We start from the raw sequence: 13,609 nt of genomic DNA, 5'->3' as shown, positions 1-13,609 counted from the left end.
TGTACTTTTGCTCATGGTTAAACTTTTAGTGTGGTGACTCAAAGATAACCAAAATAGGGCTGACTTCCAAAATCGGAGGACGGCCCTATCATTATAATGATGTATGAACTTTTAGCGGACAGTAATATAAAGAAATCGAGAATCCTGTTCAGAGGCGGCGAAACACTGAAGAATATGCAGAGCACGCTGAAGTTTGAAAAGGTGGAACAGAAACCGAAGAAGGAAGCTGAAGATGTGCAGGTGGGAGCGTAAGTATGGAGTGAAGTTAGAGAAGTTAATGGAGTTAATGAGGTCCATTTAACAGTACAATGAGAAAGACGGCCGGAGTCCTGATATCTCCTGAATGGGGATAGGGACTCCGGCTTTTTTGTGATATAAATTAGGTGTTTAATATTATTTTGCTAAATTTGCATTTGAATTTTTCATAAGAATACTGACAATGAATATTATTAAAACTGATATAGATGGTGTGGTGATTATAGAACCACGGATTTTCGAGGATGCGAGGGGGTATTTCTTCGAATCGTTCTCGGAAAGGGTGTTCTGCAAGGAAGTGTGTGACACAAGATTCGTACAGGACAACGAAAGCAAATCGCAATATGGTGTGGTGAGGGGACTGCATTTCCAGAAACCGCCTTACAGCCAGAGCAAACTGGTGAGGGTGATAAAAGGAGCGGTGCTGGATGTGGCTGTGGACATCAGGAAAGGCTCGCCCACATTCGGTAAGCATGTGGCTGTGGAACTGACTGAGGATAACCACAGGCAGCTGTTCATCCCAAGAGGATTTGCACATGGGTTTGCCGTACTGTCCGAAGAGGTGATTTTCCAGTATAAATGCGACAATTTCTATGCTCCTGAAGCGGAAGGGGCCATAGCATGGGATGATCCGGACTTGGGTATAGACTGGAGGATACCGGCTGATAAGGTTATCCTGTCGGACAAGGACAAGAAGCATCCAAGACTGAAGGAGATGGATATTTAAAACCAACAACTTAAAAAAATCATATGAAAGGAATCGTACTGGCAGGTGGTAGCGGAACAAGACTTTATCCCATCACCAAGGGAGTGAGCAAGCAGATGCTCCCTATCTTCGACAAACCGATGATTTATTATCCTATCTCCGTGCTTATGCTGGCAGGTATACGGGAGATACTGATTATATCGACTCCGCATGATCTTCCGGGGTTCAAGCGTCTGCTGGGTGACGGAACGGAATTCGGCGTGAGGTTCGAATATGCAGAACAGCCTTCGCCGGACGGACTGGCACAGGCTTTCATCATAGGCGAGGAGTTTATAGGCGATGACTCGGCCTGTCTGGTGCTGGGCGACAACATCTTCCACGGGGCTGGTTTCAGCGGAATGCTGAAGGAGGCTGTACGCATGGCAGAAGAGGAGAAGAAGGCTACGGTGTTCGGCTACTGGGTGAGCGACCCGGAACGTTACGGTGTGGCTGAATTCGACAAGCAGGGCAACTGCCTGAGCATAGAGGAGAAACCGGAGAATCCGAAGTCGAACTATGCTGTGGTGGGACTGTATTTCTATCCTAACAAGGTGGTGGAAGTGGCGAAGAACATCAAGCCGTCGGCACGTGGGGAGCTGGAAATAACGACTGTGAACCAGAAGTTCCTGGAGGACGGTGAGCTGAAGGTGCAGACGCTGGGACGTGGTTTCGCATGGCTGGATACGGGTACGCATGACTCGCTGAGCGAGGCTTCGACATATATAGAGGTGCTGGAAAAGCGTACTGGACTGAAAATAGCGTGTCTGGAAGGTATTGCCTATCGCAAGGGATGGATAGACGAGGAGCAGATGAGGAAGAATGCGCAGCCGATGCTGAAGAACCAGTACGGACAGTATCTGATGCAAATGATAAATAAGAGTTAAGAATTAAAAATTAAGAATTAGGAAGCGACGGAGAGGGGCGTTGGTTCCTATTACTTTATAAGTGAGGAAAGTGCCTGCCTGACGTGGGCGGTATTCATATCTTCGGGTTTAAGTATGGTTCCGTCGTATTGCAACAAGTCGATATCGATGGGAATCAGGCCTGTGGATTTGGATTCCGGTGTGCGTCCGCAGGCTTTTTCTGTTTCCTTGAGCAATGACCTGAGAGCAGGCAATGACATGGTGGTGGTGAATATGGCTGCCAGATTGTGATAGTCGGGGACAGGACGGGATACTCCGGTGGCCGGGGTGACAATGGTCTTGCCCCAACGTATGTGGGGAAAAGATGAAGTGAGAAGCCTGACAGCAAGGCTTATATTATGCTCGGGACAATAGTTGGACCCGAGACAGATGATGCAGGTGACTGATGACATAGTGTTGCTGAATAATCTTTGTATTGTATTCTTTTGCATTCTTTTGCATACAAAATTATGAATTTATTCGTATTTTTGCATATCAATGATTAATTTATATATAAAAGCGTGGACAGAAAGATAATGCCGGCCATAGAACATATAGCCGAAATCAAGATAAATAGACCTATAAGAAAAATCCTTCCAAACGGAATTGTACTGAATATCCTTGACCTGGGAAAAGAGGATGTGGTGAGAATGGACATTGTGACCGGAAGCGGACAGCTGGACCAGAAATATCCACTACAGGCCATGATGACAAACAGAATGCTGAGAGAGGGTACAAGGAATATGACATCGGCTGTAATAGCAGAGAAACTGGATTTCTACGGGGCATGGCTCGACCTGTCGTCGTCAGTGAAAAACGGATTCATAACTCTTTATTCGCTGAACAAATTCTTCGGGCAGACTATAGAGGTGCTGGAAGATATGGTAAAAAATCCTGTATTCCCGGAAAGGGAACTGAAGATTGTGACCGAATCGAACAAGCAGGTGTATATGGTGAACAGACAAAGAGTGGAAGTGATGGCCAGGAAAAGGCTGAACAAGGAACTGTTCGGAGAAAATCATCCGCTGGGGAGATTTGCTGAAGCACAGGATTACGACAACATGAACAGGGAGATGCTGGAAAGTTTCTACCAGGAGAACTACTATGCCGAAAACTGTACGATTTTCGTGGCAGGAAAGGTGACCGAAGAGGTGCTGAAAAAGATTGAAGAGTGTTTCGGCAAGGAAAAATGGGGCAGAAACAGGAGCAAAGGCATTATATGTATGCCGGAACCGGAAAAAGGAAACAGAAAAAGGGTGACGGTGGAGAAAAAGGATGCCCTGCAAAGCTCGGTAAAAATAGGATGCTTCATGCCGGACTGTCTGCACGATGACTTTATGGACAGCAAAGTGATGAATACCATACTGGGCGGATACTTCGGAAGCAGACTGATGAAGAATATCAGGGAGGACAAGGGGTATACGTACGGAATAGGTTCGGGTATAGTGACATATCCGGGAAAAAGCATCATGATTATAAGCACCGAGACTGCCAACGAGTATGTGGAGAATGTGGTGAAGGAAGTGAAGTATGAAATAGACAGACTGAAGAACGTGGAACCGCAGGAAGAAGAGATGGTGATGGTGAGAAACTATATGATGGGTGACATATGCAGGGCTTATGAAAACTCGCTGTCGATTTCGGAAGCATGGATTTATGTGTTGACGGCTGGGGTGGAAGATGATTTCTTCGACCGCTCGGTGGACTCGATAAGAAATATTTCAGGAAAGAGAATTATGGAACTGGCCAACAAATACCTGAACTGGGATGATATGGTGGAGGTTGTGGCCGGAAATGTGGAACATTCTTAAATTGACAAATAACGATTATAATGGATATGAGAAAATATGGCATAGCACTGGGCGTGATGATGATATGTGCAGCCACGGAAATGGAGGCGCAGCTCTCAGTGGGATATTACAAGTTTAAAAACGGGGCAGAATACTCCGGACAGCTGAAAAGGAGAAGACCTAACGGAATGGGGAGGACTGTATATCCTAACGGAGACATGTACGAAGGAGAGTACCTGAAAGGCAAAAGAGACGGTGAGGGTACAATGATGCTGAACATAGGAGAAAGGTACATAGGTGAGTGGAAGGATGATATGAAACAGGGTGAAGGAACATATTACTTCACAAACAACAATATGTACAAGGGAGAATGGAAATGGGACCGCCAGGAGGGTAAAGGAACTATGGAATACTTTAACGGCGACTGGTACTCGGGAGAATGGAGCGAAAACAAGAGAAACGGAAACGGAAAATATATATGGAAAGGTGGAGCTGTGTATGACGGAACATGGAAAGACGACCTGAAAGAAGGACAGGGAAAGATGACATGGGAAGACGGCTCGTACTACGAAGGTGAATGGAAAAAAGGTTTCAGACACGGAAAAGGTACATTCGTTTATACAAACGGTGACAAGTATACAGGTGAATGGAAGAACGATGTACAGGACGGAAAGGGTGTATATGCATTCCATAACGGAGAAAGGTATGAAGGTGAATATTCCAACAGCGAAAGAACCGGGAAAGGGGTATATATGTATCCTAACGGTGATGTGTACAAAGGGGAGTTCAAGAACGGTAAGCAGCACGGCAAAGGAGAATTCGTATGGGCCAACGGAGCATCGTATACGGGAGACTGGAAAGACAATGTGAGAAACGGATACGGAAAATACGTATGGGCCAACGGGGATATTTACGAGGGTGAATGGAAGAACAACATGGCAGAAGGAAAAGGGAAACTGGTCATGGCAAGCGGGGATGTGTATGAAGGAGAATTCGTGAAAGGAAAAGAGCATGGAAAAGGAACCCTTACGGACAAAGACGGAACAATATTTGAAGGAGAATTCAAGAACGGAAAGAAAGACGGAGAATTCGTGGAGAAAGACGCTTCGGGAAAGATTATAAGAAAAGGGAATTTTAAGAATGGAAGACTTCTTGATGACAAAAAAATGTGAAACGATATAAAATAACAACCTTGCACGGTTTTTTTTTATATCAATATTTCCTTTTCTAAAAAAAATAATCTATTTTTGTCTTAGACAGTCATTTATTGAGTGTCATAATTGATAACTTTTGAACTTAATAACTTGCTTAATAACATGAACGAAGTTTTGAACATTATTAAAAATGACCCCTGGTTGGAGCCATATGCAAATGCCATTAACGGAAGACACGAAATGGTAATCAACAAAGAAAAGGAACTGACTAAAAGATGCTCGCTGGAAGACTTTGCATCAGGGTACCTGTACTTCGGATTGCATAAAATCAAAGAGGGTAAAGAAACCAAATGGGTTCTGAGAGAATGGGCTCCTAATGCTACCGCCATATATCTGGTGGGAGACTTTAACGGATGGAAAGAAACTCCGGAATTTAAGCTTGAAAGAGTTAAAAGAACCGAAAACTGGGAGATACAACTGCCGGCTAAAGCCATAAAACACGGAGACCTGTACAAACTGAAAGTGTACTGGAGCAACGGATGCGGCGAACGTATACCGGCATGGGCCACAAGAGTGGTTCAGGATGAAAATACAAAAATATTCAGCGCACAGGTTTGGGATCCTGCCAAACCGTATAAGTTCAAAAAGAAAGTGTTTATCCCTAATGTGGGACCTCTGATGATATATGAATGTCATATCGGTATGGCCCAGGATGAGGAAAAGGTGGGTACGTACAACGAATTCAGGGAAAAGATACTTCCCAGAATTGCAGAGGACGGATATAACTGCATACAGATTATGGCTATTCAGGAGCATCCGTATTACGGAAGCTTCGGATATCATGTGTCGAGCTTCTTCGCCCCATCGTCAAGATTCGGTACTCCGGACGAACTGAAACAGCTGATTGACACTGCACACCAGATGGGTATAGCGGTGATAATGGATATAGTACACTCGCACGCAGTGAAAAACGAGGTGGAAGGTCTGGGCAACTTTGCGGGCGACCCGAACCAATATTTCTATCAGGGAGACAGAAGAGAACATCCGGCATGGGACTCGCTGTGCTTTGACTACGGAAAGAATCAGGTGCTGCACTTCCTGCTATCGAACTGTAAATACTGGATGGAAGAATTCAAATTCGACGGATTCAGATTCGACGGAGTGACTTCGATGCTGTACTACAGCCACGGACTGGGAGAGGCTTTCTGCAACTATGGAGATTATTATAACGGACACCAGGACGATAATGCTATATGCTATCTGACACTTGCCAACAAACTGATTCATACAGTAAATCCGAGGGCTATCACCATAGCGGAAGAGGTGTCGGGTATGCCGGGACTGGCTGCTCCGATACAGGATGGCGGTTACGGATTCGACTACAGAATGGCAATGAACATCCCTGACTACTGGATTAAGATAATAAAGGAAAGAAGGGATGAGGACTGGAAACCGTCGAGCCTGTTCTGGGAAGTGACAAACAGAAGAAAGGATGAAAAAACCATTTCGTACTGCGAAAGTCATGACCAGGCTCTGGTGGGAGACAAGACAATTATATTCAGACTGTGTGACGCCGATATGTACTGGCACTTCAAAAAAGGTGACGAAAACGGAGTGGTACAGAGAGGTATGGCACTGCACAAGATGATAAGACTTCTAACTGCATCGACTATCAACGGCGGTTACCTGAACTTCATGGGTAATGAATTCGGACATCCGGAATGGATAGACTTCCCAAGAGAAGGCAACGGATGGTCGCACAAATATGCAAGAAGACAATGGAACCTGGTGGATAACAAAGAATTGTGTTACCATTATCTAGGCGACTTCGACCAAAAGATGGTAGAGACAATAAAAAGCGTGAAAAACATCCAGAAAACGGATGTGGTGGAAATATGGCACAATGATGGCGACCAAGTACTGGCATACAGACGAAAAGATCTGGTATTTGTGTTCAACTTCAACCCGACAAGATCGTTTACAGACTACGGATTCCTTGTTCCTAAGGGAGCATATCAGGTGGTACTGAATACCGACAGCAAGGATTTCGGTGGATTTGGATTCAACGACGACTCTATTACCCACTATACATGTGCTGACCCACTGTATGCCAAAGAAAGAAAAGAATGGCTTAAACTTTACTTACCGGCAAGGACTGCGGTGGTACTGAAAAGGGTAATGAAATAATTATGGGCTGGAACAACTATAAGGACTATAGCAGATATAACAGATATAACAATGCAGCTGCACGCCTAAGTATCATGGTGTGCAGCCTGATGTTTATAATATTTTCAGCCGTATATCTGGCTGTGATGCAGAAGGACCTGCTGGGAGCCATGCATATGTCGATGTCGAAAGGGACTTCGGAATTCCATGTGGTGCCTGCTACGATTATCATTATCGTGATTCTGATGATTCTGAAATGGAGCCTGAACCTGATAATGAGACTTAAAGGGGCTGCTCACGGACTGGCTTATGTGCCTTCGTTCATGGGACTGATAACCATGACGGCATTCGAAAGGGATGTGTACATGAACGGGGCAAGTTACGCATGGTGGTGGATTATGCCTACCGTTACTGCACTGTATGTGACAATAGTGGCCTTGATAAGGAAAAACACGAGGAGAACCGCACAGAAACCTGATATGATGGGGACCTTGATGTGGAACGTAGGCACAATGCTTATCCTCTCTGTGGCAACTGTGTGTCTGGGCAACACAAACAGATATCTGCACAATGAACTGAGAATGGAGACCCTGATGGACAAGGGCAACTATAACGAGGTGCTGAAGGTGGCGGAAAAATCGCTTAGAACGACAAAAACCATGACCGCACTGAGAATGATGGCCATGACGAAAGAGGGGATAGCCGGGGAGATGATTTTCAGATATCCACAGTATTATAAGGAAAACGGACTGTTCTTTGATTATGACTCTACAAAAACACTGAGGTATACGAACGACTCTGTGTATGCAATGCTGGGAGAAAAGCCTGAGCCGGGGGAAACGAAAATGGATTATCTGAAACGACTGGCCGGGAAAAACGACAGCTGCAGCTTTGTGAAAGACTATTACATGGCCGGACTGATGCTTGATAAGAATCTGAAAACACTGGCCGCAGAGATAGAAAAGACAAAGAACGATTCGCTGCAAAGATATCTGAAAGAAGCTGCCATAATGTATAAAGAGATGTGTCCGGAATGGAAATTCGAAATACATGACACTGACAGCATCTGCACAAAACGAAGAATGGAGTACGTGAAGAGGCAAAAGGAAACGTACAAAAGCCCAAATGAGGAAAGAAACAAAATGAGACTGGAGTTCGGAGATACTTTTTGGTGGTATTACGACTATCAGGAATAACTTTTTTAGCGTACAGCATACTACTGTACGCTTTTTTTATTACTTTTGCGCACTAATAAAAAACAAATTTAAAATAGCTATGGCTAAAGAACTTAAAGAACTTACCAAAAGAAGTGAAAACTATTCACAATGGTATAACGACCTAGTGGTAAAGGCTGACTTGGCTGAACAGTCGCCTGTAAGAGGATGTATGGTGATTAAACCTTACGGATATGCTATATGGGAGAAAATGCAGAGACAACTGGATGACATGTTCAAAGCTACAGGACATGTGAACGCATACTTCCCATTGCTAATCCCAAAATCATACCTGAGCCGTGAAGCTGAACACGTGGAAGGTTTTGCCAAGGAATGTGCAGTAGTGACTCACTACAGACTGAAAAACGCAGAAGACGGTTCGGGAGTAATTGTGGACCCTAACGCAAAACTGGAAGAGGAACTTATAATCAGACCTACTTCGGAAACTATCATATGGAGTACATACAAGAACTGGATAAACTCATACAGAGACCTGCCTATCCTGTGTAACCAGTGGGCCAACGTAATGAGATGGGAAATGCGTACACGCCTGTTCCTGCGTACTGCAGAGTTCCTGTGGCAGGAAGGTCACACAGCTCACGCTACCAGAGAAGAAGCTGAAGCTGAAGCTCAGAAGATGCTGCACGTGTATGGCGAATTTGCTGAAAAATATATGGCTGTACCTGTAGTGAAGGGTGTGAAATCGGCTAACGAACGTTTTGCCGGTGCACTGGACACTTACACTATTGAAGGATTGATGCAGGACGGTAAGGCACTGCAGTGCGGTACTTCACACTTCCTGGGACAGAACTTCGCAAAGGCATTCAACGTACAGTTCGTAGACAAGAACAACAAGCTGGATTATGTATGGGCTACTTCATGGGGTGTCTCTACACGTCTGATGGGTGCACTTATCATGACTCACTCTGATGATAACGGATTGGTACTTCCTCCACACTTGGCTCCTATACAGGTGGTTATCGTGCCTATCTACAAGAACGAAGAACAGTTGAACCAGATTAACGAGAAGGTGGACGGCATAGTGAACAAGCTGCGCAGCATGGGTATCTCCGTGAAATATGACAATGCTGACAACAAGCGTCCGGGATTCAAATTTGCCGACTACGAGCTGAAGGGTGTACCTGTGAGACTAGTAATGGGTGGACGCGATCTGGAAAACAATACAATGGAAATCATGCGCCGTGACACTCTGGAAAAAGAGACACGCTCTTGCGACGGCATAGAAGAATATGTAAAGAATCTGCTTGAAGAAATTCAGGAAAATATCTACCAGAAGGCTCTGAAGTACAGAAACGAGCACATCGTGAAAGTGGATACATACGATGAATTCAAGGAACAGATAGAAAAGGGTGGTTTCATCCTGGCTCACTGGGACGGTACTACTGAAACTGAAGAAAGAATCAAGGAAGAAACAAAGGCTACCATCAGATGTCTGCCTTTCGAAGCTGACGAAGAGAGTCTGACTCCGGGCGTGGATATGGTGACAGGCAAACCTTCGGCAAGAAGAGTATTGTTTGCAAGAGCATATTGATTCTTTGGGTAGCAAAAAAAAGAAGGTAAAATAATAAAGGAGGTAAAGGAGGTGAGTAAGTTATTGCCTGCTTTACCTTCTCTATATTATAATACTTTCTCTCTAACTTCGCAACGCATTCCAATCTCTGTGAAAAAATCCTAATTTTTCACTCTCCATTACGCCTACAAGCTTCTTTGTTTTTATTTTTGCACAGAATTTTATTCGCAAATATGAAAATTAAGGAAATTATTGATGCCCTTGAGATATTCGCGCCTCTGCCCCTGCAAGACGGATTTGACAATGCCGGACTGCAAGTGGGATTGACAGACGTGGAAGCTACAGGGGCTTTGTTGTGTCTGGACGTCACTGAAGATGTGGTGGAAGAGGCTATAAATCAGGGAATAAACCTGATTATATCGCATCACCCGCTTATGTTCAGAGGGTATAAATCGATTACAGGAAAGGATTATACTGAAAGATGTATAATGACTGCCATAAAAAACGAAATCGCCATATACTCGATGCATACCAATCTGGATAATGCTCCTAACGGCGTGAACTACAAGATAGCTGAAAAAATAGGGCTGACTAATGTAAGGGTGATAGACCCGAAAGAGTACATGACGCAGGATGTGGAGGAAAACGTAAAGGCGGAAGATATAAAGGGAATGCCTAAATGGCTTACTGCAGGCGCAGGAGCCATAGGAGAACTGGAAGAACCTATGACGGAAACCGAATTCCTGAAACATGTGAAGAAAACGTTCGAAGCAGGCTGCGTAAAGCACACCAGACTGACGGGAAGACTGATACAGAAAGTTGCCGTGTGTGGCGGAGCAGGTGCTTTCCTAATGGAAAAGGCTGTAAAAGAACATGCTGACGCATTCGTGACAGGTGAAATAAAATATCATGACTATTTCTACTATGAAGACAGTATTCTGGCTACGGAAATAGGACATTACGAAAGCGAACAATTCACAAAGGAAATACTAAGGGATGTGCTGAACAGAAAATTCCCTACATTGAGAACTGAAATAACAAGAATAAATACAAACCCAATAAAATATTTGTAAAACTATGGCTAAAGATATCAAGAAAGACAACGCGGAAGTAAGCGTTGAGCAGAAACTTACAACTCTGTATAAACTGCAGACTATTCTTTCTGAAATGGACAAAATCAAAACTCTTAGAGGAGAGTTGCCACTTGAAGTAAGAGATCTTGAAGATGAAATTACAGGATTGAATACACGTATAGAAAAAATCAAAAACGAGATAGAAGAACTGAAGCAGAACGTTGCAACAAGAAAAATAGACATCGAATCGGCTAAGGCTTCTATCGAAAAATATAAGGCTCAGCAGGACAACGTAAGAAACAACAGAGAGTATGACGTGCTGACAAAGGAAATAGAATTCCAGTCGCTGGAAGTAGAATTGAACGAAAAGAGAATCAAGGAAGCTAACGCTTCAATCAAAGCTAAAGAAGAGGAAATAGTTAAAAGCCAGAACGTACTGGAAGAAAGAAGCAAGGACCTTGAGGACAAGAAAAACGAACTGAACGAAATTGTAGCCGAAACAAAACAGGAAGAAGAAAAACTGAGAGAAAGTGCAAAAGCACTGGAAAGCGGTATCGAACCAAGATTGCTTCAGGCTTTCAAACGTATCAGAAGCAATTCCAGAAACGGATTGGGAATTACATACGTGCAAAGAGGTGCTTGCGGTGGTTGCTTTAACAAAATACCGGCTCAGAGACAGCTTGACATCAGAATGAGAAAGAAAATCATCGTGTGCGAGTATTGCGGTAGAATCATGGTGGACCCTGAACTGGCAGGTGTAGTACCGGCTGAAACTGAAGTTAAGGAAACCAAGCCAAGAAGATCAAGACTATCGGCATCATCGGCTGAATAAAGAGACTCATTCTATATTTTCATTCTATTTAAAGGCAGTAGCGTAAAAATGTTTGACAAAAACATTATGGCTATTGCCTTTTTTCATAATGCCTGGTAAGGGGGAACGGATGAGAGATAATGACACTGGCCCGTGGAATAATCTACCTTACAGCAATAATGGGTGATACCGTTGGTGACGATGAGATAGTCTACACGGAGAACTATATTGTAACGGCTTATCTGCTCGAACACCTTTGAGGTGATTCTGACATCGGGCGCCTTGTATTCCACAATCATGCGGGGAGACAGTGACTGGGAATAGAGAACTGTGTCGCAACGCTTGGATGTGCCATTAAGGGAGATGCTCACTTCATTTGCCAACAGACCGGTGGGATAGCCAAGATGACCGGTAAGGAAATGAACAAAATGCTGACGGACCCATTCCTCGGGAGTGAGAGCCACGTATTTCTTCCTGAGAACATCGAATATATACTTCTTGCCATTCCTGTCGGCAATTTTAAGAGGCGCTGAAGGGAGGTTTAATGATAACATTTCGTATATTTGCATTTAAAAGTAAGGTTCCGACAACAATTTGTAACGGAAATTTATCAGTACAAAAGTAGTAAAACGACCTGAAAAGCTGAAATCATAACATAAGAAAATAAAGATGACGTACGAAGATATTGCCAAGAACATAAAAAACGGAAAGTTTGAACCGGTATACCTGCTGATGGGCGAGGAAGATTACTATATAGACAGGATTGCTGACTATATAGCCGACAATGCCCTGGACGAAAACGAGAAGGAATTCAACCTGACAGTGGTGTATGGCATGGATACGGACATGGCCAGCATAGTGAACAATGCAAAGAGATATCCGATGATGTCGGAAAGGCAGGTGGTGATGGTGAAGGAAGCACAGAACCTGAGATCGTGGGACGAACTGGGATTCTACCTGCAGAAGCCTTTAAATTCGACTGTACTGGTGTTCTGCTATAAGCATGGTGCAATGGACAAGAGAAAGAAAATCGTGGCGGAAATAGAAAAAAACGGCGTGGTTTTTGAATCGAAAAAACTAAAGGAGAATATGCTGCCGGGATTTATCTCGTCGTACCTGAAAAGAAGAAAGATGGAAATTGAAGACAAGGCAGCCGAGATGATGGCCGACTTTGTGGGCAATGACCTGAACAGAATGGCAGGGGAACTGGAAAAACTAATCATAACAATGCCTAAAGGCAAAAACAGAATAACTCCTGACGAGATTGAAAGAAACATAGGAATAAGCAAGGATTATAACAACTTCGAACTGAAAAGTGCACTGATAGCAAAGGATACACTGAAGGCTAACAAAATAGTGAAATACTTCAACGATAACCCGAAGAACAATCCGCTACAACCGACTCTGGCAATTCTTTTCAACTATTTCTCGAACCTTATGGTGGCATATTATGCTCCTGAAAGATCGGAGAATGGTGTAGCTGCATATCTGGGGCTGAAATCGCCGTGGCTGGCAAAAGAATATCTGGAAGGTATGAGAAGATATTCAGGAGTAAAGGTGATGAACATAATAACGCAAATAAGGCTCTGTGACGCACGTTCTAAAGGAATAGGTAATGTATCACTATCGGCAGGAGAACTGCTGAGAGAGCTCGTCTATTTCATTCTACACTGATATTACACACATATATCACATGAAGGAAGCTTTATCCGATGAGGGTAAGGCTTTTTTTATGCACAAATGTATGATGGTGCGAGATTTTAAAATTTACAGCCATCTGTACATTTGGACGAAAATTTTCAATTCTCAGCGATTTGTGTGTAGAACAGGAAATCTGTTTATATATGTATGGAAAAATCTGATTTAGTTTTGTAAATTACAATTGTAATAAGATTACATGTGTATTATCAAGAGACAAAAAATATCCATTTATAAACAGATATACAATTGTAATAGGGTAGAGGGGAC

13 protein-coding genes are annotated in these 13,609 nt (G+C 43.6%); 11 read left to right on the top strand and 2 right to left on the bottom strand.

Features of this window, described 5'->3' with window-relative positions; genetic code table 11:
• The first annotated feature begins 96 nt into the window (after window positions 1–96).
• The 3 genes from I6E11_RS06615 (at window position 97) to rfbA (ending at window position 1,884) form a co-directional block, all read left to right on the top strand.
• Window positions 97–252, top strand: a complete 156-nt coding sequence (locus tag I6E11_RS06615; protein WP_235337203.1) for a hypothetical protein — start codon at window positions 97–99, stop codon at window positions 250–252.
• A gap of 187 nt (window positions 253–439) precedes the next feature.
• Window positions 440–982 carry a dTDP-4-dehydrorhamnose 3,5-epimerase gene (rfbC, locus tag I6E11_RS06610; protein WP_235337200.1) on the top strand — a complete coding sequence of 181 codons (543 nt, stop codon included), beginning with the start codon at window positions 440–442 and terminating at the stop codon, window positions 980–982.
• Between the two features lie 23 nt (window positions 983–1,005).
• The gene (gene rfbA / locus I6E11_RS06605; RefSeq protein ID WP_235337197.1) at window positions 1,006–1,884 is read left to right on the top strand and encodes a glucose-1-phosphate thymidylyltransferase RfbA; all 879 of its coding nucleotides are present in this window, start codon (window positions 1,006–1,008) and stop codon (window positions 1,882–1,884) included.
• Between the two features lie 50 nt (window positions 1,885–1,934).
• On the opposite strand, the gene I6E11_RS06600 is transcribed toward rfbA, so the two are convergent.
• Window positions 1,935–2,354, bottom strand: a complete 420-nt coding sequence (locus I6E11_RS06600; protein ID WP_235337195.1) for a 2-amino-4-hydroxy-6-hydroxymethyldihydropteridine diphosphokinase — start codon at window positions 2,352–2,354, stop codon at window positions 1,935–1,937.
• Window positions 2,355–2,438: 84 nt separating this feature from the next.
• Between I6E11_RS06600 and I6E11_RS06595 the strand changes: the two genes are divergently transcribed.
• The 7 genes from I6E11_RS06595 (at window position 2,439) to I6E11_RS06565 (ending at window position 11,662) form a co-directional block, all read left to right on the top strand.
• A complete protein-coding gene (locus tag I6E11_RS06595) occupies window positions 2,439–3,713 on the top strand; it encodes a M16 family metallopeptidase (protein ID WP_262911682.1) in 1,275 nt (424 codons plus the stop codon).
• Between the two features lie 26 nt (window positions 3,714–3,739).
• Complete coding sequence (locus I6E11_RS06590; protein ID WP_235337191.1) at window positions 3,740–4,864, top strand: MORN repeat-containing protein; 1,125 nt, start codon at window positions 3,740–3,742, stop codon at window positions 4,862–4,864.
• A gap of 144 nt (window positions 4,865–5,008) precedes the next feature.
• Window positions 5,009–7,033 carry an alpha amylase C-terminal domain-containing protein gene (locus tag I6E11_RS06585; protein ID WP_235337190.1) on the top strand — a complete coding sequence of 675 codons (2,025 nt, stop codon included), beginning with the start codon at window positions 5,009–5,011 and terminating at the stop codon, window positions 7,031–7,033.
• 2 nt (window positions 7,034–7,035) lie between these two features.
• The gene (locus I6E11_RS06580) at window positions 7,036–8,208 is read left to right on the top strand and encodes a DUF6057 family protein (RefSeq protein ID WP_235337189.1); all 1,173 of its coding nucleotides are present in this window, start codon (window positions 7,036–7,038) and stop codon (window positions 8,206–8,208) included.
• A 79-nt stretch (window positions 8,209–8,287) separates the two neighbouring features.
• Entirely contained in the window at window positions 8,288–9,778 is a 1,491-nt protein-coding gene (proS, locus tag I6E11_RS06575; RefSeq protein WP_235337187.1) for a proline--tRNA ligase, read from the top strand.
• A gap of 212 nt (window positions 9,779–9,990) precedes the next feature.
• A complete protein-coding gene (locus tag I6E11_RS06570; protein ID WP_235337186.1) occupies window positions 9,991–10,830 on the top strand; it encodes a Nif3-like dinuclear metal center hexameric protein in 840 nt (279 codons plus the stop codon).
• 4 nt (window positions 10,831–10,834) lie between these two features.
• Window positions 10,835–11,662 (top strand): zinc ribbon domain-containing protein, encoded by an 828-nt coding sequence (locus I6E11_RS06565; RefSeq protein WP_235337185.1) that lies wholly within the window; start codon window positions 10,835–10,837, stop codon window positions 11,660–11,662.
• A gap of 83 nt (window positions 11,663–11,745) precedes the next feature.
• Here the strand turns inward: I6E11_RS06565 and I6E11_RS06560 are convergent, their stop codons facing one another.
• Window positions 11,746–12,195, bottom strand: coding sequence for a type I restriction enzyme HsdR N-terminal domain-containing protein (locus I6E11_RS06560; protein WP_235337184.1), 450 nt, complete (start codon window positions 12,193–12,195; stop codon window positions 11,746–11,748).
• Between the two features lie 115 nt (window positions 12,196–12,310).
• Between I6E11_RS06560 and holA the strand changes: the two genes are divergently transcribed.
• The gene (gene holA, locus I6E11_RS06555; RefSeq protein WP_235337183.1) at window positions 12,311–13,315 is read left to right on the top strand and encodes a DNA polymerase III subunit delta; all 1,005 of its coding nucleotides are present in this window, start codon (window positions 12,311–12,313) and stop codon (window positions 13,313–13,315) included.
• Window positions 13,316–13,609 lie beyond the last annotated feature (294 nt).

The organism is Bacteroides caecigallinarum, assembly GCF_021531075.1.
GTDB lineage: Bacteria > Bacteroidota > Bacteroidia > Bacteroidales > Bacteroidaceae > Phocaeicola > Phocaeicola caecigallinarum_B.
This window is presented reverse-complemented; position numbering and strand designations above follow the sequence as displayed.